Here is a 22,590-nt window from a genome sequence, read left to right on the forward strand (position 1 = left end):
TGGTTGACGATGGCTGCGGCGGGTTCGGGTTGATTCCGAGCCTATCGCCCCGACCATCAACAAAACGTCCGCCCGAGTCACCTACTCCTAGGAGCCGCCATGATCGATCTGCATTACTGGCCCACGCCCAACGGGCACAAGATCACGCTGTTCCTCGAAGAATCCGGCGTTCCTTACACCATTAAACCGGTGAACATCGGCAAGGGCGAGCAGTTCCAGCCCGCGTTCCTGGCCATTTCGCCGAACAACCGCATGCCCGCGATGGTGGATAACTCGCCGATGGGCGGTGGTGATCCGGTCAGCGTGTTTGAGTCGGGCGCGATCTTGCAGTACCTCGCCGAGAAAACGGGCCGCTTCATGCCTACCGATGTGCGCGGCAAATACACGGTGCTGGAATGGCTGTACTGGCAGGTGGGTGGTCTGGGCCCGATGCTGGGTCAGAACCACCATTTCAACCGCTATGCGCCGGAGAAAATCCCCTACGCGATCGACCGTTACGTCAACGAGACCCGGCGCCTTTATGGCGTGCTGGACAAGCGTTTGCACGGCCGCGCCTTCATCGTGGGCAAGGACTACACCATTGCCGATATGGCCGCGTATCCGTGGATCGTGCCCTACGAAAACCAAGGCATGGCGCTGGAGGACTTCCCGCACCTGAAGGCCTGGTTCGAGGCCATTCGCGAGCGTCCCGCGACCAAGCGCGCCTACGCTCTTGGTGACGAGATCAAGGGCAAGTTTGACCTGACCACGGACGAGGATGCGCGCAAGGTCCTGTTCGGACAGGGTGCGAAAAACTGACTTCACGCGGTGCATTCAGCGCGGAATGCACCGCTTTTTACGGCAAATCACTGGCTTCCACGCGCACAACGGGTTCTAATCGCCGCTTGTTCTTACGTACGACGCGTTGCCCAAGGAAGTACCCATGCGCGCCCTCCTCTTTGCCGCCCTGACAATGGTGGCCCTGCCGACCATGGCCGAAAAACTCACGATCGAACGCATCTTCGACGGTGGCAGCCTTGCCGGTGCCGCGCCGCGCGGCCTGCAGATATCGCCGGATGGCGGCCGTGTCACCTTCCTGCGCGCCAAGCCGGACGATCAGAGCCAGCTGGATCTGTGGGAGTACGACCTCAAGGGCGGCAAGACCCGCCTGCTGGTGGACTCGAAGAAGCTCGAACCCAACGGTGAACAGCTGTCGGATGCGGAAAAAGCGCGCCGTGAGCGCGAACGCACTGCAGGCCTGCACGGCATCGTGAGCTATCAGTGGTCACCGGACGGCAAGCAGCTGTTGATCCCGATCAACGGCAAGCTCTATGTCTACACGTTGGCGACACCGGATGCGGCGCCCAAGCAGCTCGACACCGGCGACAACGTGATCGATCCGCGAATCTCGCCAAGGGACACTACGTGTCCTATGTGCGTGACCAGAATCTGTGGGTTATCGACCTGACCAGTGGCGAGGCGAAGCAGCTTACCCACGACGGCGGCGGTACCGTGCACAACGGCGAGGCCGAGTTCGTCGCGCAGGAGGAAATGGACCGCAGCACGGGTTACTGGTGGGCGCCTGACGACTCCGCCATCGCCTTCGAGCGCTACGACGAGTCCAAGGTGCCGGTGACCAAGCGCACCGAGTTGTATGCCGACCATACCGACGTGATCGACCAGCGCTACCCTGCCGCCGGCACGCCGAACGTCGCGGTCAAACTAGGCTTGGTGTCCCCGGCCGGCGGCCAGCCGCGCTGGATCGACTTGGGCAAGGATCAGGACATCTATCTGGTCCGCGTGAATTGGTTGCCGGACGGCAAGCACGTCAGCTACCAGCGCATGCCGCGCAGTCAGCAGAAGCTGGATCTGCGCCTGGTCGATGCGAAAACGTTGGCGCAGCGCACGCTGCTCACCGAAACCAGCGACACGTGGATCAACCTCAACGACGACCTCAGCTTCCTCAAGGACGGCAAGAGCTTCCTGTGGGGCAGCGAGCGCAGCGGCTTCCACCATCTGTATCTGTACGGCCTGGATGGCACGCTCAAGCACGCCGTGAGCCAAGGCGACTGGCAGATCGATGGTCTGCTGGCGGTGAACGAACACGTCGGCACGGTGTTCGTCGCCTCGAACAAGGATGCGGTGCCCGAGAAGCAGGTCTACGCGCTAAAGCTCGATGGCAGCAACGCGGGTGCACCGGTGCGCGTGAGTCAGGACGCGGGCACGCATGCGGCCACCTTCGCGCCGGACGGCAGCTTCTACCTCGACAACTTCTCCAGCGTGGATACGCCGCCACAGGTCAGCCTGCACAAGGCGGACGGCAGCTTGGTTACCTGGATCGAGCCCAACAAGCTCGACGAGAAACATCCGTTCTGGAACTACCGCGACAGCCTGATCAAGCCGGAGTTCGGCACGCTCAAGGCGGCCGACGGGCAAACCCTGTATTACCGCCTGTACAAGCCGGCCGGTTTCGATCCCTCGAAGAAGTACCCCGTGTTCGACATGTACTACGGCGGCCCACACGCGCAGTTGGTCACCAATGCGTGGGGCGACTACTTCAACCAGTACATGGCCAACCAGGGCTTTGTCGTGTTCACGCTGGACAACCGCGGCATGGCCCGCCGCGGCCGGCAGTTCGACAGCGTGATCTATCAGCAGCTTGGCGCGGCCGAGGTGGACGACCAACTGGTCGGCATCCGTTGGCTGAAGTCCCAGCCCTGGGTCGACGGCAAGCATGTCGGCGTGTTCGGTTGGAGCTACGGCGGCTACATGACGACCATGATGCTGGCCAAGGCCTCGAACGAACTGGCGGGCGGTGTGGCTGTGGCGCCGGTGACCAACTGGCGCCTGTACGACACCTTCTACACCGAGCGTTACCTCGGCCGCCCGCAGGACAACGACGCCGGCTATACCCGCAGCTCCCCATTGGCGTGGCTAGATGGCCTGACCAGCAAGCTGTATCTGGTCCACGGTATGGCCGACGACAACGTGCTGTTCCTCAACTCGACTGAGCTGATGGCGGAATTGCAGAAGCGCGGCACCCAGTTCCAGTTCATGGCCTATCCGGGCGCCAAGCACGGCCTGAACCTGCCGGGGCAGCGCAGCCACGTCTATCACCTGATCGAGAATTTCTTCCAGCAACAGGTGAAGGGAGCGGCGATGCCTGTGGCGCCGAAGCCGGTGGTGCAGCCGGCTGCGGCTACGACGACCCGATAGCGGCCAGATTTACTTCACCGTCCTCCCAGCCTTCGCAGGGGGACGGGCAAAAAGTAAAAGAAAGGCCGCCTCAAGGGCGGCCTTTTCTTTCGTTCCTATCAACCGGCAATTACTGGGCGTGACCCACACCCGAATCGCCCTGCTCCAGCGGCGGCGGAGTGCCGGCCACGGCGAGCAGCGACGTGGCGTAGCCATCCTCGATGCTGACGGTGGACACCTCGTCCCAGGAGAAGAATGACGCCTCGCGCAGCCATTCCGCGTCGGGCGAGATCTCCTGCATGTTGAAGCCGTCCTCTTCCACGCTGATCAGTCGGCCGATGTAGCAGACCTCTGACTCGTCCTCGCTGTCCACGTGCACGCCGATTACCGGCGCCTGGGCAGCGGCCGCCTGGATGACACTGCGAATGTCGTCCAGCGGGAAGCCCCGCGGGGGCCGCGGCATCAGGTGTTTCAGGACAAGCGCCTTCTCCATGAAGGGAGCATGCTTGTCCGGCGCTTCCAGCTCGGACACGTCGCGGTGACGCATCACATACATGCCGTCATAGGTGATGCCGTCGCCGACGACCCACAGCAGAAAAAATTCGCGACCCACACCGCCCACGTAACCACAGAAGCTGCCGTGTTCGAGTTCGCCGCGCCACAACCGAACCAGCTGATGCTGCTCTTGCGCCTCGCGGAGCTGGGCGCGCTGGCCGGTGGTCTTCAGTTCAATCACATTTCCCATGGTCAAAATTTTACCAGCCCGGGGCTTTCCCCTTGTTTACAGGATGTAACGCGACAGATCTTCGTCCTCGACCAGCATTCCCAGGTTTTTATCGACATATTCGGCGTCAATCAGGTAATTTTCGCCGGATTTATCGGCAGCTTCGTAGGAGATCTTCTCCAGCAGCCGCTCCATGACCGTGTGAAGACGGCGTGCACCGATGTTCTCGGTCCGCTCGTTCACCTGGAAAGCCACCTCGGCCAGTCGGTCGATACCAGAGTCGGTGAAATTCACCGTCACGCCCTCGGTGCCCAACAGTGCGACGTACTGTTTGGTCAACGCGTTATGTGGCTCGCGCAAGATCCGCTTGAAGTCCTCGACCGACAGCGCGGACAGCTCCACGCGGATCGGCAAACGGCCCTGCAGCTCGGGAATCAGGTCCGACGGCTTGGCCAGCGAGAACGCGCCGGAGGCGATGAACAGCATGTGGTCAGTCTTCATCGGGCCGTACTTGGTCGACACCGTGGAGCCTTCCACCAGCGGCAGCAGGTCGCGCTGCACACCCTCGCGGCTTACACCTGCGCCACCAAATTCGGAGCGCTGGGCCACCTTGTCGATCTCGTCGATGAAGACGATGCCGTTCTGCTCGGCGGCCTGCATGGCCTGGGCGCGCACCTCTTCCTCGTTGAGGAGCTTGGCAGCTTCTTCCTCGATCAGCATCGGGCGAGCCGCCTTGATGGCAACCTTGCGCTGCTGGGTCTTGGCGCCACCGATGTTCTGGAACATCTGGCGCAGCTGCTGGCCCATTTCTTCCATGCCCGGCGGCGACATGATTTCCACGCCGACATTCATGGCGAAATCCAGCTCGATCTCGCGATCGTCCAGCGCGCCTTCGCGCAGCTGCTTGCGCAGTTTCTGGCGGGTGTCGTTCTGTTCCGCGCTGGGTGCGGTGTCGTGGGTCCAGTCAGTGGGCGTCTGGCGGCGCGGTAGCAGGGCGTCGAGGATGCGGTCCTCGGCGCGATCTTCGGCCTGAGTGCGCACGCGCTTCATGGCCTGCTCGCGGGTGAGTTTGTAGGCCACGTCGGCCAGGTCGCGGACGATGGACTCGACGTCCTTGCCCACGTAGCCCACCTCGGTGAACTTGGTAGCCTCCACCTTCACGAACGGCGCGTTGGCCAGCGTGGCGAGGCGGCGGGCGATTTCGGTCTTGCCCACGCCGGTGGGGCCGATCATGAGGATGTTCTTGGGCGTGACTTCGTCACGCATGGTCGGCTCGAGCTGCATGCGGCGCCAGCGGTTGCGCAGCGCAATGGCCACGGCGCGCTTGGCGTCGTGCTGGCCAATGATGTAGCGGTCGAGTTCGTTGACGATTTCGCGGGGTGTCAATTCGGACATGGGGTCACCGGAAGGTTGATCTTCAACGCGTCGTGCCAGGCACGACGGCGGATGCTGTCGCGCCGTGCGCTTACAGCTCCTCGATCGAGGTGTTGTGGTTGGTATAGATGCAGATGTCGCCGGCGATCTTCAGTGCGCGTTCGACGATGGCACGCGAATCCATCTCGGTGTTCTCGAGCAGCGCCAGTGCGGCCGATTGCGCATACGGGCCACCCGAGCCGATGGCGATCAGGCCATGCTCGGGTTCCAGCACGTCGCCGTTGCCAGAGATGAGCAGCGAAGCCTCCTTGTCGGCCACGGCGAGCATGGCTTCCAGGCGACCCAGGCGGCGATCGGTGCGCCATTCCTTGGCAAGTTCCACGGCCGCACGGGTCAGGTTGCCGCCGTGCTTGTCGAGCTTCTGCTCGAACAGTTCGAACAAGGTGAAAGCGTCAGCGGTGGCACCCGCAAAACCGGCCAGCACGTTGCCCTTGCCGAGGCGGCGGATCTTGCGGGCATTGGCCTTCATCACCGTGTTGCCGAGGGTGACCTGGCCGTCGCCACCGATCACGATGCGCCCGTTGCGGCGTACCGAGACGATGGTCGTGGCGTGAAAGGATTCCATGGGGGACTCCGTAAAGAGTGAATTCGCCAGAGGTGGGGCCGTGTGGACGGAATCCAAGCCGGACCGCTGGACTACGGCCACCCCGGAGCGGTCTAGCGGCGATTCCATGCCACGACAAGCAAGCCCGCCACCAGGCACCACACCAGCAACGCCGATCCCAGCGCTGGCACCAGCCGCATGCGTGCCACCAGCCAATACAGTGACACTAGATAGGCCAGATAAGGCACTACCGCCCACATGCCAAACAAGATGGTGGTGCGCAGATCTGCCGTGCCGCGCTCGCTGCCCACAATGTAGTGCGCCATCAGAGCGAACGTGGGAAACAGCGGCAGCAGACCGGCGATGTAGTAGTTGCGGGTGCGTGAGAGCAGGCCAATCAGCAGCACCATCACTGCGCCGACCAGGGATTTCACGAGCAGGTTCATGGATGCTCCGGGTGGTCCGGCGGCTCAGAACCTGTGCTTGGTCAGCCGCCCGTCGCGATACACATACAACTCGTAGGAGCGCCCGCGCAATGAGTGTGTCGCCTCCAGCACCACGCGATCGGCGCCGGCGATCAGCGGCGTGGCCAGCAGCTTGTGATCGTCGGGAAGCTCGGCCCACTCGATTTCTCGCTCCAGTTCGAAGCCCTTCCTGTACTTGAACTCTAGAGTGAGCCGCGTGCCGGCCCAGTCCAGTCGGCTATCGAAGCCCTGGCGTGTGCGGAACGTTTGCAGAGCGATGCCGTGGCGATCGGCGAGTTCTGCCATGGCGTTACTGCACATGAAGCAGCCGGACACCACCATGGCCGCGTAGCCGATGCGCTTGAACAGCGATTCGCCCAGCCGCGGCAGGATACGTCGCGCCAGCCACGCCGCGAGTAGCGCCGCTGCGGCCACGATGCCGCCGGCGAGCCATACGTCGGTCGTCAGCAAACCGAACAGTCCATACAACACCAACTTGATCAGGTGCAGGATGATTTCGTTGGCTGCGCGTGTGGCCACGATCTGTTCCTTCTCCAAGCCGTAGCGCAGGTAGAAGCGGTTGAATAGCAGCCCGACCGCGCCCGTGAGCCCGGAGACAAAGCCGGCCGCTCCGCCGATCAGGCACAAGCTCCACAGCGGCCGCGCGCTAGGCCGGGCAGGTGCCGTCGAGGGACGCAGCAGCAGCGGCAGGTTGCCCACCAGGAACAAGCCAAGCGCGGCTTCCAGGTAGGCGGGCTCCACATAGGTGAGCAGCCATGCGCCCAGCCACACACATGGAATCGCCGCCGGCACGAACCAGCGCACGATGCGCCAGTCGATATACGCGAAGAACAGCGCGATGCGTGAGGCGGAACTGACCGTCGTGCCGATCGACAAGGCAGCAGGCACCTGCGCCGCCGGCAGGCCCATACGCAGGATGGGCAGCAGTATCAGGCCCGCACCACCACCGCTCAGTGTGCTGATGACGAAAGCGGCAACGCCGACGCCGGAGAGGAGAAGCAACCAGGAGAACATGGCGAATCGACCATGGACGCCCGCGGCATCCGCATAAACAGCGGTCGATGCTACGGAGCGCCGATTAGAACCCGCTTAGCGGGCGGCGGGTCGGCCTACGGTTCTCGCCTATTTGCGCTTGGCGCGCGGATGCGCGGCATCGTAGACACGCGCCAGGTACTGGAAATCCAGGTGCGTGTAGATCTGCGTCGTAGCGATGTCGGCATGGCCCAGCAACTCCTGCACGGCGCGCAGGTCACCCGAGGATTCCAGCATGTGGCTGGCGAAGGTATGGCGCAGCAAGTGCGGATGGATGCGCTTGGCCAGGCCTTGCTGCAGCGCCAGCGTCTTCAACCGAAGTTGCACGGTGCGCGGATTGATCGGCGCCCCACCGCGGCCTTTGAACACAGGCTGCTCGGGCACCATGCTCTCTGCCTCGCCCAGCGCGCGCAGCGCCGCCACCGCATGCCGCCCGACCGGCACGATGCGCGTCTTGCTGCCCTTGCCGAGCACGCGGACTTCGCCGGCTTGAAGATCGAGGTCGATCCAACGCAGGCCAGTAAGCTCGGACAGGCGCAGGCCAGAGGAGTAGAACAGCTCCAGCATTGCGCGGTCGCGCAGGTTCAACGCCCCCTCGGCTGGCGCTTCCACCAGCGAGGTTGCTTCGTCCACATCGAGCACCTGCGGCAACTTGCGATGCACTTTGGGACCGCGCACACCGGCCAGCGGATCGTGGTCGAGTAGCCCTTCGCGCGTGAGCTGGCGGAACAGGCTGCGGCAGGAGGACAACAAGCGTTGCAAGCTCTTCGGCGACAGGCCGGCGCGATGTTCCGCCGCCACGAAACCGCGCAGGCGATTGGGTTCGAGCGCGCTCAAGCTGGTGACGCCCTGTGCCTCCATCCAGCGCAGCAGCTTGGCCAGATCGCGGCGGTAGCCATCGACCGTATGCGGCGATGCCTGTCGTTCCCCTGCAAGCCGGGTGAGCCAGGTGTCGACGTGATCCTGCGGTGTGGCCATGGGTAGAGCTTAGAGGACTTCCTGCGAGCGACGCAGCGCCGTGGTAACCGTGGCAGCGATCATCTTCAGAAACACCGTGCCCATACCTGGCTGGAAATGGTCGGCGTCGCCGCTGCCAATCGCCAGAATGCCGAACTCGCCCAACGGCATCATCGCGGCCGAGCGGATCTCCGGCGCGTGGTCGCCAAACAAGCGATACAGGCGTTCCGCTGAAAGACGGCCAGAGACGGGTTCGTGGTGCGAGAGAAAGTCAGCGAACTCTGGCACCTGAGAACGCCCACCCGGCACGTGCACCAGCCAGTCGGCGGGCGGTAGGCCCACGGGGCCGAACAGCATCAGGCGCACCTGATCCGTCTGGAAATCCTCCGACAACCGTGCCACCACGCTGCGCGCTGCAACGGCGGGCGTGCCGGCGCGCAGCACGGCGAGGTTGAGCTCGTGCACGCGCTGCATCAGCCGCTCGTTGTCCGCGGCGATGGAAATCAGCGTGGCCAGCTGCTTTTCCAACTCCGCGTTCTTTTCGCGCAGGCTCTGCAGCTGGTAGACGGCCAGCGACGCGACCCGGCCCTGCTCGCGCGGCAGGGTGAGCTGCGCGGCGATATCGGGGTAATCACTGAGAAATTCAGGGTGACGGCGCAGATAAGCCGCGACGTCGCTGGCGGAAAGCGTGTCGGCGATGGCGGTGTCGGACATTTCTACCTCAGCGGAGTCGATGCGTCGCGAGCCCGAGTGTGCGACGCCCGGCTACTGGCTTTCAACCGATATGGACAAAAAATGCTGTCAGCCCAACCACTCGCCGTCGAAAACGAAGGTCGCCGGCCCAGTCATCCACAAGGTATTCCCCGGCCCGGCCCAGTCGATGGTCAACGTGCCACCCGGCAGGGTGACCTTGACCCGCTCGTCGACCTCACCTCGCAGACGCAGCACGGCCATGGCCGCGCTGGCGCCCGTACCGCAGGCCAGCGTCCACCCGCTGCCGCGCTCATGTACGCGCAGATTCAGCTGGCCGCGGTCGATCTTTTGCACGAAACCGGTGTTGACGCCTTCCGGGAACCGCTCATGCGTGGTCAGCAGAGGGCCGAGGCGCCCCAGGTTGGGAGCATGCAGATCCGACACCACGACCACGGCATGTGGGTTACCCATCGATAGCGCGCCGATTTCCAGCACTTCGCCGCCGACGTCGATGGCGTAGCGATCCGCCGTGAGGTCGGCGCGGAACGGGATCCGCACGGGTTCCAGCGCGGGCACGCCCATATCCACCGTCACCTCGTTCGGGCCGGTAAGGCGCACCGCGACCGGGCCGGAGGGGCTTTCCAATCGCACCGTATCGCCGATGGACAGTTCGCCTGCGCGATGCAGCCATGCGGCTACGCAGCGCACGCCGTTGCCGCACTGGCCCGACAGCGAGCCATCGGCGTTCCAGATGCCGTAGTAGAACGCACACGAGGCATCGCGCGGCGGCTCGATGCTGATCAGCTGATCAAAGCCCACGCCGGTGTGGCGATCGGCGATGGCGCGGATCTGTGCTCCGTCGAGCGGAAACGGGCGCTGGCGGCAATCGACCATGACGAAGTCGTTGCCGATGCCGTGCATCTTGGAAAACGAAAGCCTCATTACATGAACTTGCCGCCGGTAATCCGGCCGTTGGTATCCACTTCGGCGAAATAGCGGCTGTTGTTGGTACGCAACTCGCGCGTGGCGATCGTGCCCGGCAGCACCAGCAGCACGTCTGGATACGCCGCACGGAACTGATCCGGTGTCGGGTGCGCGGCGATGAAGGTGTTGAATGCCGTCATGTCGGTCACGAAGCCATGCACCGGCGCAGGTGTCACGGGGGTGATGACAGCGGGCGCGGCCGGTTTGGCAGCCGGTGTCGCAGGCGCTGCCGGCGTGGCCGGATGAACGGTGGCGGCTGGAGTCGCCTTGGGCATGTACAGCGGTCCCTTGTTACCGCACCCGGCGAGCAGGGCAAGGACGGAGCACAGCGGGACTAGCAGGAGGGATCGGCGCATGTCGGGGTATCCGGCGGGAACCGCCGCAGTATAGGCAAGCCTAGAAAACGTAGCGAGCAAACAGACACGCTCGGTTCAGCCCGCCGTCCAGACCCCGCCAGCCGCTATGATGCCGCCGTCGCCGCCCGCGCGCGGTTTGAGTGCACAAAGACGTACGACGATGGATTGGACCGCGCTGCTGCGCCTCCCCGCGACGATCCTGCTGATCCTGGCAGTGGTCGCGCTGATGTTCACCCTCTTCCAGTTAGTGGCGTTGCGTCACCGACTGGATCACGGACAGCGGTTGGCGGCGGCGGGACGCGCCGTGCTGCTGCTCGTGGCGTTCGCGATCACCTTGGCGCTGACCGGCATGGGCTTTGCCTTGCGCGGGTACCGCTTGCTTACCGAAGAAGCACCCGTGGTCGACATCGACGCACACATCCTTTCCCCGCAGCGCTGGCTGCTCGTGCTGCATTGGCCGGACGGTACCAGCCGGCGCGTGCAGGTGGCCGGTGATGCCTGGCGCGTGGAAGCGGTGGTGCTGAAGTGGAAGACGCCGCTGCTGCCGCCGATGTATCGCCTTGATCGCCTGTCGGGGCGGTATGACGACCCGAATGACGAGATGCACGCGCCGCGCACCGTGGTCGATTTCCGCGAGGCCGGTGATTTCGATCTACTCGACCTGCATAAGCAATACCCGAGTTGGGTGCCGGATGTGGATGTGCTGTTCGGCAGCGGCGTGTTTCTGCCGCTGGTGGATCAGGGGCATTACTCGGTGAGTTTGATGCGGACGGGGGCGTTGGTGGCTAGGCCGGATGAAGCTACGGTGCAGAGGATTGCGCAGCCGTTTTGATGGGGCGCGTTTCTGCCGCAAGACTGCTCCCTCTGCCCTTTGGGGAGAGGGTTGGGGTTGGGGATCAATCTAGCCTCACCGTTGTTATCGTCATCCCGGCGCAGGCCGGAAGCGCTTTTCAACAGCCGAATGGCTGGTCATCCAGTTTCTGTATCGCTTGGTTGTCGCGTTACGGCGACCTGGCCGCCTACGCGGCGGGCGTTTCGCCCTCCTGCCGGAGGCCGAGTCACTTTTCTTTGCTTGCCCAAAGAAAAGTAACCCGAAGAAGGGCACCCCGGATGAGTCGCCTATCGGGCTGACGCCCGATAGGTACGCGGTCGGGTTCCGGGCTTTTCGACGGGGCTCCTGCCCCGGCGAAAAGTGGCTGGCATCCCTGCCAGCCACCCCTACGGGGCCATCTCTCCACCCGGCCGCCGCCTCATACGGGGACCCGGAAGATCGAAAGCAACAAGCAGACGGCTCGTGCAGCTTCGCTGCACATCGCATCACGGTGGGTCGCGTTGCTCCTGCTCTAGTGCATTGCGCATGCGCCTCAGAAAGGCGAGGCGAGAACCCTGCCCTATCGCATCACGCAGAAGCGTCTTCGCAATCAGCCAAACACCTTCTCATACCGCCAAGCATCCGCCCCATCCCCGTAATACCGCGCATATCGCCCAATGCGCACGTACCCCAACCGCTCATACAGCCGGATCGCATCCTGATTATCGATGCGCACTTCCAGGCGCAGCGACGTGCAACGACGCCGCGCCGCGAGTTTCTCCGCAGCTTCGAGCAAAGCCGAGCCCACACCCTTGCCGCGCGCTTCTGCCTTGGTGGCGATGGAGTACAGCCGCGCCACATGAGTCCCCTTGCGGAAGAACACCACGGCGGTGCCCAGGAAATGGCGGTGATTGGCGCTGGCGACGAGTACCTGCGCGCTTTCGCTGTCAAGATGACGTCGGTATTGGGCCCGGCTCAGGCGATCGGTGGCGAAGCTGCTCTCTTCCAGGGCAACGAGGTCGTCGAGATCCGAGAGTTCTGCGCGCCGCACACGTACAGCGGCGGTCGCGGGCATGGGTGTCATCAGGGGCGGTTCCGCTGGCGCGCAATGAAACAAGGCGCGCACTGTAGTCCCCCCTTCCCCTGGGGGGCAACGATGACTTGTGGCGGATTTCAGAGCGTGTTCAATCTTCGGGCGCCGCGTCGCGCAGGATGTAACGAAAAGGTGGATGTCAGGGCGTGATGCGGTGACGGAACCGGTCATGATTTTCCTGGCATTTCGGGAAGGGGCACCCCCATCGCCTGGAAATTGAACCGCCTCTGAGTCCGCCCGGAGGGCTGTCTTGTGTCGCGCCGCGCATGTGCGCACACTGCGCCACTTGCGCCGTGCCGCCCCGTTCCCCGCGTGACGACACTCCTCAGTTCTATCTGACAGAGGTGTCATGACTCGTCTCGTCCTTGTTGTCGAGAAGGCCTCCGACTGGAGCGTCTACTACCCGTCCGCGGACGTGGTTACGGCGATGGATTACCTGCGCGAACCTGTCGGCGTCGACGACGAGCGCACCCACGTCATCAACCTGTGCCGCAGCTACAAATACCTGGGCGCGGGTTACTACGTTTCGCTGCTAGCCGAGGCGCGCGGGCATCGCGTGATGCCGTCGGTGCGCACGGTGAACGATTTGCGTCGCCGCTCGCTGTACGGCCTGGAGATCGAGGACCTCAGTTCCAAGCTCACCCATTTCCTGCCGGCCGGCGGCCGAGACACCACCGACTTCGGGATCCTGGTCTACTTCGGGCAGACGGCTCACCCTGCGCTGCAGGACCTGGCGCGCCAGGTATTCGAAATGTTTCCCTGCCCGCTGCTGCGTATCGAATTCGAGCGCGACCGCATGTGGCAGATCAGTGCCATCAAGCCGGTGGGCCTGCACACGCTGGACGACGCACAGGAAGACGCCTTCGCCGAAGAGCTGGATCGCTTCAGCAAGAAGCTCTGGCGCAAGCCCAAGGCGCGCAAGCAGTTTCGCTACGACATCGCCATGTTGGTCGACCCGCATGAGGTGATGCCGCCATCAAACAAAAAGGCGCAGAAGCTGTTCATCGCAGCGGGCAAGGAACTGGGCATCGAAGTCGACCCCATCGGCAAGAACGATTACCAACGGCTAGCGGAATACGACGGCCTGTTCATCCGCGAAACCACCGCCAGCGACAACCATACCTACCGCTTCGCGCATCGCGCGGAGAAGGAAGGCATGGTGGTGATGGATGACCCCACATCGATCCTGCGTTGCACGAACAAGATCTTCCTCAACGACCTGATGGTGTCGCGCAAGCTCGCCGTGCCGCGCACGGAAATCCTTTATCGCGATGACGCCAAGGGCTTGAAAGAGGTTTCGGAGAAGCTCGGCTTTCCGCTGGTGCTGAAGATTCCCGACGGCTCGTTCTCGCGCGGCGTGGTGAAGGTGGAGAGCGAAGCGGCGCTCAGCAAGGCGACGGGCGAGCTGTTCCAGCACAGCGCGCTGTTGATTGCACAGGAATTCGTGCCTACCGAGTTCGACTGGCGCGTCGGCGTGCTCAACAACGAGCCGCTGTACGCCTGTAAGTACTACATGTCGCGTGGCCACTGGCAGATCTACAACCACGGTGCCAAGGGTGCGTCCAAGTCTGGCGAATCGGAAACGCTCCCGATCGAAAAGGCACCGGCCGACGTGGTGAAGCTGGCGCTCAAGGCTACGCAGGCCGTGGGCAACGGTCTCTATGGTGTGGACATCAAGCGTATCGGCGACAAGCCAGTGGTGATCGAGGTGAACGACAACCCGTCCATCGACGCGGGCGTCGAGGACGAATACCTCGGTGAAGAACTCTATCGCCGCATCATGCAGGAGTTCCTGCGGCGCATGGAGCTCAAGCGTTCCGGCGATACCAAATAGCCTGCATCCATAGTGGGGTGATTCCGGCAGCCCGTCCTTGAACTGCCGTCACGCGGGCGCGATCCATCGCGCCGCTCCAGCGAGGTGCCCAGCCATCCCAGGCCATCGTCAGGAGCCCCACGCCGCGACGTTCCTGCCGCGGCATCCACTGCCAAGTAGATTCGTTATCGGGTCAGTTCCAGATCAGCCGCGCGGCCGAACGACGGCGCGGCCGGACCAGCAGGCCCAACAGTTGACGGGGTAGCGACGGCTCCAGCGCCAGCAGCACCACCAGCGGTGCGCCCACCAGCCAGAACGCGGGCGTCCAGCCGAACGTGTGCGTATGGGCAGGCACCAGCGTGGTGAGCAACAGCGCAGCGCCGGCCAGCAGCCACAGCAGGGCAGCGCCAAGCAGACGTTCGTGATGGGCAGTTCGAGTGCTGGGGCGCATGGCGGTAGTCCGTCGTCGTGTTGAGGCAAGCGTGCCCGGCGCTGATCTCAAAACCTGCGATGCCACACGCGGCGCGGCTTGCGGAGCTAAAATAGGCGGTCCGGCCGAGCCGGAAGCCGCTTCTGGAGCGGCATCGACTTTCATCAGGAGCGCGCATGAGTGCAGGACAGTTCGCGGTATTCGGCCACCCCATCAGCCATTCGCTGTCGCCGCAGATCCACCAGGCGTTCGCGCGCCAGTTTGGGATCGACCTGGAGTACCGCACCATCGACGCGGCACCGGGCGAGTTCGAAACGGCCGTGCGCGAGTTCTTTGCCAACGGTGGTCGCGGTGCGAACGTAACGCTGCCGCACAAAACGGCGGCCTTCGCGATGGCTGACGAGCGTAGCCAGGCTGCCAGCCGGGCGGGCACGGCCAACGTGCTCACCGCGTTGCCCGGTGGCCGCGTTGCCGGCCACAACACCGACGGCGCCGGCATGGTGCGCGACATCACTGAGCGCCATAGCGTGGACCTGCGCGGCCATACCGCCCTGCTGCTTGGCGCCGGTGGCGCGGCGCACGGCGTAGCGTGGTCGTTGCTGGATGCTGGCGTGGATACGTTGACCATCGTCAATCGCACGCCCGAAGCCGCCGACGCGCTGGCCGACGCCATCGGCGAACCGGCCCGCGCGCACACGCGCTACTGGGAAGACCTGGCCGATCTGGGCGCGTTCGACCTCATCGTCAATGCGACCTCGGCCGGTGTGCTGGGCAAGTCGCTCGACTTGCCGTTCGCCATCGTCGGCAACCGTGCGCTTTGCTATGACCTCTCCTACGGCGTGGCAGCCACCGGTTTCCTGGCCTGGGCGCGCACGGCTGGTGCGCGATACGCCTTCGATGGCCTCGGCATGCTGATCGAAACCGCGGCCGATACCTTCGAGCTGTGGCATGGCAAGCGTCCGGATACCGATCCCGTCTACGCCGATCTGCGCAAGCAGTACGGCTGAGCCCGCTGGTATGTCACGCCCGGCGAGTGTGTTGAGCTGCCGGGCGGGCTGCGGTGCGTGCTGTATCGCGCCGTCGATTTCTTCACCCATTCCCGGCATGCCCAACGGCAAGCCGGCTGGGATGCGCTGCATACAGCTGACCGACGACAACCGCTGCGCCATCTTCGGCCAGCCTGAACGTCCGGCGGTGTGCGCCGGCCTGCGGCCGGACCTTGCCATGTGTGGCGATTCCCGCGACCGCGCCATGGCCTACCTGGACGCGCTCGAGGCAGCCACCCGTTCAGACTGATAAAGCCTTCACGCCGGCAGGCGGTCGCAAGAACCTGCATGCCCGGAGTGCGGACGTATAGACGTCTGGCCCACACGTCGCCGTGGTAGTTTGCCCGGCGCAGGGGGCACATTACGGGGAGAGAACGTCATGGTGCCTGGGGTTTTGGTCCGCCATCTGGCGGTGGGCGTGCTGGCGGCGACATTGGCTGGCGGTTTTGCTGCGCGAGCTGTTGCTGATCCGGTCGTCGGTTCCACCAATGTCGCCACGGCGGACCCGACCGTGCCGCGTCCGCCGGGCCAGCCTTGCGTGGTGACCTTGTTCACCAACGTAACGTTCGACGACTTCAATGCTCGTCCCTATAGCTACACGCCCCCTGCCTCGTGCACCGGCGCGTGGGCCAAGGTGGTGCTGGAGGCGGACTTCTCCGTCACGGCTGGCCGCCAATACGACCGCACGGCCACCCTGTGGCTGGGCGGCGTCAACCTCTATTTCGGAACCACCCAGGAACCCTCGGCGGCGGTGTCGCCGGCATGGCACGTCGAGCGCGACCTCACCGACTACTCGGCCTTGTTGCGCAGCGTGGGCCAGGGGCAGGCGATCATCGGCAATGTGGTGAACAGCACTTACACCGGCGTGATTCATGGCACGGCGCGCCTGCTGTTCTATCCGGCATCGGCCGGTGCGCGTGCCGCCGTCGCGCCGGACGCGGTGTACCCGCTCGGTAGCGACCCGGTGGGTAGTACGACGTCGCTCAATACGTCGAGTGACAAGCTGGCACGCACGCTCACCCTGCCCACCAACGTGGAGCGCGCCTATCTGGATGTGTTTACCCAGAGCCAGAGCAACGACGAGTTCTGGTACACCTGCGTACCCGATGCCTACGCCACGGAAACCAATGAATGCGGTGGCGGCAACTTTCGCGAGGCGGAAATCAGCATCGACGGCACGCCGGCCGGCGTTGCGCCGGTGTATCCATGGGTCTATACGGGTGGCATCGATCCTTATCTGTGGCGACCAACGCCGGGCGTGCAGACGCTGAACTTCCTGCCGTACCGCGTGGACCTCACGCCGTTCGCCGGCCAGCTCAGCGACGGCAATCCGCATGAAGTGGCCGTGCAGGTGGCGGGTGCGAACAGCTACTTCTCCGCCACCGCCGCGTTGCTTGTCTATCGCGACGCGCATGCCACCCAGATCACCGGCAAGGTCACGCGCAACACGTTAACGGGGCAGGCGCCGACGCCAACTATCGGCAGCACGCTGGCGACGGCGAGCAACGGTAATATCGACGGTGCTATCACCACCAAGCTCGACCGTCGCTTCGTCATCGAGGGCTATGCCAACACCTCGCATGGTCGCATCACCAGCACGGTGACGCAGAACACCGGGTTCGATGACAAGCAGACCTTCACCATCAACAGCAGCACCTACCGTCAGCAGACGTGGCAGCGCACCTGGTCGGACAGCACGAGTCAGAGTCGCCTCGGCAACTTCCTGACGGCGGAACGGCACGAGCATTTCGACTACCCCTTCTCGCTCGACTACAACCAGCTGTTGGCTAGCGATGGCAGCTCGAGCGCTGCCTCCACCGTGCATCAGGGGTATCGTCAGCGCGACGAATTGCGGCTGTTGGGCTTGACCGTCTATGGGGCTGATGTCGACAACACCGTCGATTCAACGGACACGCTCGCCATCGACGCCAGTGGCAGCGTGACCGGCCACAGCGGTCAGCAGAGTTCACAGGCGTTTGTCTTCCGCGACACACTGGGCAGCTGCTATCGCGCATCGGTCATTACGCAGGCCGGCGCCGTGACTGGCTATGACTCGGGCAAGGGCTGCCCAGACAGGGTTAACCGCGTATCCTGGTTTGCGCATCCTGATGGATCGCCAGACAGCAGTCTGTTGCCGGGTCGCTGACGGTAGCCTTGCCGACCCGCGCTGCGTGCGTGGGTCGGCTTGCGCTTCGTGACGCGGAGCAACATCCCCGCAATATGTGATGTCTAAGCTTGCGCGCCTTGCCGGCGCGCCGGCTTTGATTGTCTGTGTGGCTCATGTCTTCCGCTTCGTCGCGCCGTCGTGCCCAGGGTGTCGTTCGCTACAGCCTGCCGATTCTCATTACGCTGATTGCCGTTGCCGGTGGAGTGATCTACTGGCAGATCAGGCACGGCAATGCCCCCGAGCAACCAACCAGCGATGTCGCGGCAGCCTCCGGCCCGGTCGTGCACACGATGCTGGGCACTGATGAATTGCTGCAGCGTGCGCGCGACGCCATGACGGCTCAGCGCCTACTCGCTCCCGCCGGCAACAACGCGTTCGAACTGTATCTGGCGGTGCTTCAGCGCGAGCCGGGCAATCGCGTGGCACAAGATGCCTTGCGCGAAGTGTTCCCGTTTGCAGCCAACGCCGCCGAGCAGACTATTGATGCGGGTGACGCCACCGAAGCGCAGCGCGAGATCGATCTGCTGACACGCGCCGATCCGCACAATTACACGCTCACTCTGCTGCAATCCAAGCTGCAGGCACAGCGCGCGACGGTGGCGCAGCAAGCTCAACAGGCGCAACAGCAGGCCAACCGCCGCGAGCCGACGCCGCCGACGCCTTCACGAACGGTCGCTCCAGTGGCCGTGGCCGCGCCCCCACCGGCAGCCGCACCGGTCATTCCACCGGCCAAGCCCGCCAATGCGCCGACATCTTCCGCACAGACCATGGCGTCACTGCATGTGCCGTCCACGCCAGTGGAAGCTGCGCCAGCATCGGCAGTGCATGCCCGTGTTCCAGTGATGGCACCAACGATGGCAGATGCCACGGGCGGGAGCGCTCCGGTGCTGACGCATCGCGTCGCGCCCGCATATCCACCTGATGCGAAACGCACGCGCCGCCAAGGCTGGGTGGATGTCACCTTCATGGTCCAACCCGACGGTAGCGTCACCAGTGCCAGCGTGACGGATGCCGACCCCAAGTACGTGTTTGATCGCGCGGCGCTCAGTGCCGTGTCGCGCTGGCAGTTCTCGCCGGGCATGCAAGACGGCAAGCCGGTGGCTGCGCAGGTGCGTCAGCGCATCGAATTCCGTCTGTGAGGCCGTTACTCAGGCACGAAAGCGCATAATCATACGTGGCCTATCAAGGAGTCACGCCATGCAGCGCTTCATTGCCCCTGCCGTTTTCGCCATTGCTGTTGTCCTGGGTGGATGCCAGGCATCGACACCCGCCATGCCCACGCCCGTGCATGGTTACGTCACCGACATGAAGGCATTCGATGCTTTCATCGCCACGCGTCCGACGCCCGATCAGTTCCGTGCCACTTATCCTGACGTGCAGTTGATGCTGCCTGGCACGGTGAGCACGATGGAGTACCGCTCCAACAACAGCCGCTATTACGCGGAGCTCGACAAGGATGGTCGCATCACTGGCGGGCACTTCAGCTGAGCTGTCGATGACGTTGTCGTGCATGCGTTCGTGAGGTGCACGAGTCACATCGCTGACATGATGTATCACTAATGTGACAGGCTTCCGCCGGGACGCCTGAGGGGCAGGTGCGCTTGTGCGCGGGTAACACCATGTAGCGGTGCCATGTCTCGTTTCGCTTCCCTTGCAGCACGCCCACGCGTGCTCGCTGTCGTTTCGCTGATCGTGCTCTTGGTTATTGGCGGCGGCATCTGGTTCTGGTCGACGGGGTCGGCATCGAGTGGCACAGGTAGCACCGGCGTGGCCAGTGCATCATCCGCGGCTGGCACCGACGACAACGGTGTGGGCATCTTGCTCGACCTGGCCAAGACCGCCGTGACCGAGAAGCGCCTCGTCGCGCCGGCCGGCAGCAATGCGTATGAGTTCTACCTCAGCGTGCTGCAGCTCGATCCGCAGAACAAATCGGCAATGGACGCGCTGCATGAGACTTTCCCTTCCGCTTCCGCCGACGTAGAGCGCGCGATCAACGACAACAGCCTGGATGAAGCCCAGCGCGAACTGTCGTTGCTGCGCGAATTCGACAGCACCAACTACATACTGTCGTTGCTGGGTGGCAAGCTGGATGCGCAGCGCCAGATCCAGACCCGCCAGGACGAAGCACGTGCCGCGGCGATGCAGGCGCAGCCGCAGTCGGCCGGTAACGGTTCGATGCCGTAATCGCCTTCAGCGCAACAAGGGACCTGCTTTCTTAAGCAGCAGGTCGACCAGTTCGGGCTGCATGAAGTCGTAGCGATCAGGAATATCCAGGCACACGATGCGCTTGCCGTGGAGCCGCGCGCCATGCCGTGCCTGCAGGCGCCGACGATGCGAGGCCTCCATCACTACGATCAGCTCGGCCCAATCCAACTGGTCGGCGGAAAGCGGAGTTTCCGCATCGTCGGCCAAACCGGCCGAATCGACCTGCAAGTGTTCCCACTCGCCAAACACCAAAGCTGCGGTGGGGCTGCGCAGCCGGTGCCGGCTGCACAGGAACAGCACGCGTCGTGGTGCCGTCATTGCGCCGCGAGGTACTCGTCTTTCAGGCGCACGTAGTGGTCCGCCGAGTAATGCAGCTGCTCGATCTGCTGGTCGCTGAGCACGCGTACGAGCTTGGCCGGGTTGCCCAGCCACAACTCGCCCTCACCCACCACCTTGCCCGGCGGGATCACGCTGCCCGCGCCGACGAAGCCGTGCTTCATCACGACCGCGCCGTCGAGCACGGTGGCGTGCATGCCGATCAGACAGTAGTCCTCAATGGTGCAGGCGTGGATTACCGCGCCATGCCCGATGGTGACGCCTTCACCGATGATGGTCGGCTGGCCGCCGGGCGTATACGGGCCATCGTGCGTGACATGCACGACCGCGCCGTCCTGCACGCTGGTGCGCGCGCCGATGCGTATGTAGTTGACGTCACCGCGCAACACCGCGCCCGGCCAGATGGACACGTCGTCGAACAACTCGACCGCGCCGATCACCGTAGACGCAGGGTCGACATAAACGCGCTGATGCAGCGTGGGCCAGATGCCCTTGTACTTGCGTATAGGATCCATGGGCCTATGGTACCTCGCTGCTTCCGGTCGCGCTGTGAGGGTTAGCCCTGCTCCTCTAGCACGCGCTTGGTGTAGCGGTACCCCGCTTCCATCGCTCGCTCCCAATCCTTCCAGTCGAGCATGCCGATATGTTCCAGTGGCGGCGTCAGCAGCAGGTCAGCGCGTTCGTGACGATGCTCGCTCGGCCCTTCGCTGTTGACCATGGCGGCGCGCACCAGGGTGGAAACCAACCCAGGACGTTGGATGTCCTGCCGCCCCAGCAACAGCTGCCACCATGGTGGCGTGGCGAATTCCTCAGCGGTGGTGAGCAGTGAAATCTCCGCGCGGATATCGATGGCAGTGATGTGCGAGAGGCCGTCATCCGCCATCACGTCGGTGGGCAGGTTGTCGACCAGCGCGCCGTCCACGAACACGCGACCGTGGTGCAGCACTGGCGGCAGTACGCCGGGAATGGCGCTTGACGCGCGCAGCCACAACCACAACGGGCCGTCTCGATGCACCTTCATGCCGTCTCCGGACAGGCAGGTGGATACACAGAAGAACGGGAGCGTCAGGTCTTCGATGTCGAGCGCGCCGAAGGCGCGGCGCAGCATCAGCGCCGCGCGGCGGCCACGTGTGAGTGCGACGATGGGCAGCGTCCAGTCCGACAGCGGGCGGCCCTGCACAAACGCGCGTCGCAGCGTATCGATCGTGGTATCCAGTTCCCATCCCGCCGCCACGCTGGCGCCGATGATTGCGCCGATGCTGGTGCCGCCCACGGCGTCGAACGTGTGGCCTGCTTCGTACAGCGCGCGCAGCGCACCTAGGTGCGCCACACCGCGTGCGCCACCGCCGGCCAGGACGAGTCCGCGGGCATTGCCACTGATCACGCGTGCCAGCCGCGCGATGTCCGCCCGGCCACCAATATGGTGATGCTGCAGCTCTCCACTGAACTCGCTGCGCCATCGCTTCGCCGCGCCCAATGCCGGTTGGCGCCCCGGGTACAGCAGGATCAGATGGCGGGGGCGATGGCCGGCGCGCGAGGGATCCATCGGCATGGCTTCCGGCCACGGCCGCGACGGTTGCGCGGCTAGTGTTGGCAACAGCAGCACATCCGCCTGCCGCAGGCAGCGCTCTCGCCATAGGCTGTCGCCCATGCTGTCCAGATAGATGACGAAGCGCGCCTGCGCTTCGCGTTCGGCAAACCAGTCGCTACCCCGGCCGGCACCGTGCTCGGCGTCGATCACCACGCAGGTGCCCCAATGCTCCAGCTCCATCGCCAGCTGCATGGCCAGCGAGCGGGCGGGCACGTCGGCACTGGCGGGCAGTAGAGCGAAGGTGTGCGCGATGCCGGGGCTCTCGTCGCCCCGCATGCGTTCCTGCAGGCGGCCAATGGCGACCCGCGCCACGCCCAGCATCGCCTGTGGGTGACGTTGAATCAGCGCCTCGTAGGCGGCCAGATCCAGTCGCAGCAGTTCGCTGTCGCGCAGCGCCCTTGCGGTGTGGTGGCGCGGCTCGCCGGTGATCAGCCCGATCTCCCCGATGCTGTCGCCGGCCGCCACCAGGCGTACCCATTCGGTGGGCCCGGCAAATACGCCAAGGCTGCCGCTGACCACGAAGTAAAGCGCGTCCGCCGGATCGCCCTGCTTGAACAGGGTGCGACCTCCGGGGAGGGAAAACCATTGCAGTTCAGGAACCAGCGCGGCCAGCGCCTCGTCCCCGAGGTGCCCGAACACGTCGCTTCGACGCAGTAGGGCGGAAAAATCGGGCTTAGACATGGCGCGGGATGGTAAGGCTGGTGTTGTGACAAAT

General features: G+C 64.2%; 23 protein-coding genes and 1 pseudogene. 10 read left to right on the plus strand and 14 right to left on the minus strand.

Annotated features, from left to right (window positions below; genetic code table 11):
- The first annotated feature begins 99 nt into the window (after positions 1–99).
- Complete coding sequence (locus DYST_RS15065) at positions 100–798, plus strand: glutathione binding-like protein (protein ID WP_239946459.1); 699 nt, start codon at positions 100–102, stop codon at positions 796–798.
- Positions 799–922: 124 nt separating this feature from the next.
- A pseudogene (locus DYST_RS15075) lies at positions 923–3,195 on the plus strand (S9 family peptidase).
- Positions 3,196–3,304: 109 nt separating this feature from the next.
- Here the strand turns inward: DYST_RS15075 and DYST_RS15080 are convergent.
- From DYST_RS15080 to lptM, 9 genes are all read right to left on the minus strand, one after another.
- Positions 3,305–3,919: a hypothetical protein gene (locus tag DYST_RS15080; protein ID WP_102301568.1), complete on the minus strand. Its 615-nt coding sequence runs from the start codon at positions 3,917–3,919 to the stop codon at positions 3,305–3,307.
- Between the two features lie 36 nt (positions 3,920–3,955).
- On the minus strand, positions 3,956–5,293 hold the full coding sequence (gene hslU, locus DYST_RS15085; protein WP_102301569.1) for an ATP-dependent protease ATPase subunit HslU: 1,338 nt from the start codon (positions 5,291–5,293) through the stop codon (positions 3,956–3,958).
- Positions 5,294–5,363: 70 nt separating this feature from the next.
- A complete protein-coding gene (gene hslV / locus DYST_RS15090; protein ID WP_102301570.1) occupies positions 5,364–5,897 on the minus strand; it encodes an ATP-dependent protease subunit HslV in 534 nt (177 codons plus the stop codon).
- 92 nt (positions 5,898–5,989) lie between these two features.
- The gene (locus DYST_RS15095) at positions 5,990–6,322 is read right to left on the minus strand and encodes a GlpM family protein (protein WP_239946462.1); all 333 of its coding nucleotides are present in this window, start codon (positions 6,320–6,322) and stop codon (positions 5,990–5,992) included.
- A gap of 24 nt (positions 6,323–6,346) precedes the next feature.
- Positions 6,347–7,375, minus strand: coding sequence for a sulfite exporter TauE/SafE family protein (locus DYST_RS15100; RefSeq protein ID WP_239946463.1), 1,029 nt, complete (start codon positions 7,373–7,375; stop codon positions 6,347–6,349).
- 108 nt (positions 7,376–7,483) lie between these two features.
- Complete coding sequence (gene xerC, locus DYST_RS15105; protein ID WP_239946464.1) at positions 7,484–8,371, minus strand: tyrosine recombinase XerC; 888 nt, start codon at positions 8,369–8,371, stop codon at positions 7,484–7,486.
- Positions 8,372–8,380: 9 nt separating this feature from the next.
- A complete protein-coding gene (locus DYST_RS15110; RefSeq protein WP_102301574.1) occupies positions 8,381–9,064 on the minus strand; it encodes a DUF484 family protein in 684 nt (227 codons plus the stop codon).
- 87 nt (positions 9,065–9,151) lie between these two features.
- A complete protein-coding gene (gene dapF / locus DYST_RS15115) occupies positions 9,152–9,985 on the minus strand; it encodes a diaminopimelate epimerase (RefSeq protein WP_239946465.1) in 834 nt (277 codons plus the stop codon).
- A complete protein-coding gene (gene lptM / locus DYST_RS15120; RefSeq protein ID WP_239946466.1) occupies positions 9,985–10,383 on the minus strand; it encodes an LPS translocon maturation chaperone LptM in 399 nt (132 codons plus the stop codon). The genes dapF and lptM overlap by 1 nt, the downstream gene beginning before the upstream one ends.
- 160 nt (positions 10,384–10,543) lie before the next feature.
- On the opposite strand from lptM, the gene DYST_RS15125 reads away from it, so the two are divergent.
- Entirely contained in the window at positions 10,544–11,215 is a 672-nt protein-coding gene (locus DYST_RS15125) for a hypothetical protein (protein ID WP_239946467.1), read from the plus strand.
- Positions 11,216–11,804: 589 nt separating this feature from the next.
- On the opposite strand, the gene DYST_RS15130 is transcribed toward DYST_RS15125, so the two are convergent.
- Positions 11,805–12,278: a GNAT family N-acetyltransferase gene (locus DYST_RS15130; RefSeq protein ID WP_239946468.1), complete on the minus strand. Its 474-nt coding sequence runs from the start codon at positions 12,276–12,278 to the stop codon at positions 11,805–11,807.
- A 358-nt stretch (positions 12,279–12,636) separates the two neighbouring features.
- Here DYST_RS15130 and DYST_RS15135 point away from each other — a divergent pair, with 358 nt between their 5' ends.
- Positions 12,637–14,121 carry a RimK family protein gene (locus DYST_RS15135; RefSeq protein ID WP_239946469.1) on the plus strand — a complete coding sequence of 495 codons (1,485 nt, stop codon included), beginning with the start codon at positions 12,637–12,639 and terminating at the stop codon, positions 14,119–14,121.
- A gap of 172 nt (positions 14,122–14,293) precedes the next feature.
- Here the strand turns inward: DYST_RS15135 and DYST_RS15140 are convergent, their stop codons facing one another.
- Positions 14,294–14,551, minus strand: a complete 258-nt coding sequence (locus DYST_RS15140; RefSeq protein ID WP_239946470.1) for a hypothetical protein — start codon at positions 14,549–14,551, stop codon at positions 14,294–14,296.
- 155 nt (positions 14,552–14,706) lie between these two features.
- Between DYST_RS15140 and aroE the strand changes: the two genes are divergently transcribed.
- From aroE to DYST_RS15170, 6 genes are all read left to right on the plus strand, one after another.
- Positions 14,707–15,537, plus strand: a complete 831-nt coding sequence (gene aroE / locus DYST_RS15145; RefSeq protein ID WP_239946471.1) for a shikimate dehydrogenase — start codon at positions 14,707–14,709, stop codon at positions 15,535–15,537.
- 10 nt (positions 15,538–15,547) lie between these two features.
- Positions 15,548–15,826 (plus strand): YkgJ family cysteine cluster protein, encoded by a 279-nt coding sequence (locus tag DYST_RS15150; RefSeq protein ID WP_102301581.1) that lies wholly within the window; start codon positions 15,548–15,550, stop codon positions 15,824–15,826.
- Between the two features lie 129 nt (positions 15,827–15,955).
- Complete coding sequence (locus DYST_RS15155) at positions 15,956–17,722, plus strand: peptide-N4-asparagine amidase (protein WP_239946472.1); 1,767 nt, start codon at positions 15,956–15,958, stop codon at positions 17,720–17,722.
- 134 nt (positions 17,723–17,856) lie between these two features.
- Positions 17,857–18,882, plus strand: coding sequence for an energy transducer TonB (locus DYST_RS15160; RefSeq protein WP_239946473.1), 1,026 nt, complete (start codon positions 17,857–17,859; stop codon positions 18,880–18,882).
- 58 nt (positions 18,883–18,940) lie between these two features.
- On the plus strand, positions 18,941–19,231 hold the full coding sequence (locus DYST_RS15165; RefSeq protein WP_239946474.1) for a hypothetical protein: 291 nt from the start codon (positions 18,941–18,943) through the stop codon (positions 19,229–19,231).
- Positions 19,232–19,375: 144 nt separating this feature from the next.
- Entirely contained in the window at positions 19,376–19,927 is a 552-nt protein-coding gene (locus tag DYST_RS15170; protein ID WP_239946475.1) for a hypothetical protein, read from the plus strand.
- Between the two features lie 6 nt (positions 19,928–19,933).
- Here the strand turns inward: DYST_RS15170 and DYST_RS15175 are convergent, their stop codons facing one another.
- From DYST_RS15175 to DYST_RS15185, 3 genes are read right to left on the minus strand one after another with little or no spacing between them, the layout of a single operon-like run.
- Positions 19,934–20,266: a low molecular weight protein tyrosine phosphatase family protein gene (locus DYST_RS15175; RefSeq protein ID WP_239946476.1), complete on the minus strand. Its 333-nt coding sequence runs from the start codon at positions 20,264–20,266 to the stop codon at positions 19,934–19,936.
- Entirely contained in the window at positions 20,263–20,799 is a 537-nt protein-coding gene (locus DYST_RS15180) for a gamma carbonic anhydrase family protein (protein ID WP_102301587.1), read from the minus strand. Before DYST_RS15180 ends, DYST_RS15175 begins: the two co-directional genes overlap by 4 nt.
- A 41-nt stretch (positions 20,800–20,840) precedes the next feature.
- A complete protein-coding gene (locus tag DYST_RS15185) occupies positions 20,841–22,556 on the minus strand; it encodes a patatin-like phospholipase family protein (RefSeq protein ID WP_239946477.1) in 1,716 nt (571 codons plus the stop codon).
- Positions 22,557–22,590 lie beyond the last annotated feature (34 nt).

Origin of the sequence: Dyella terrae (genome assembly GCF_022394535.1) — a bacterium.
GTDB lineage: Bacteria > Pseudomonadota > Gammaproteobacteria > Xanthomonadales > Rhodanobacteraceae > Dyella.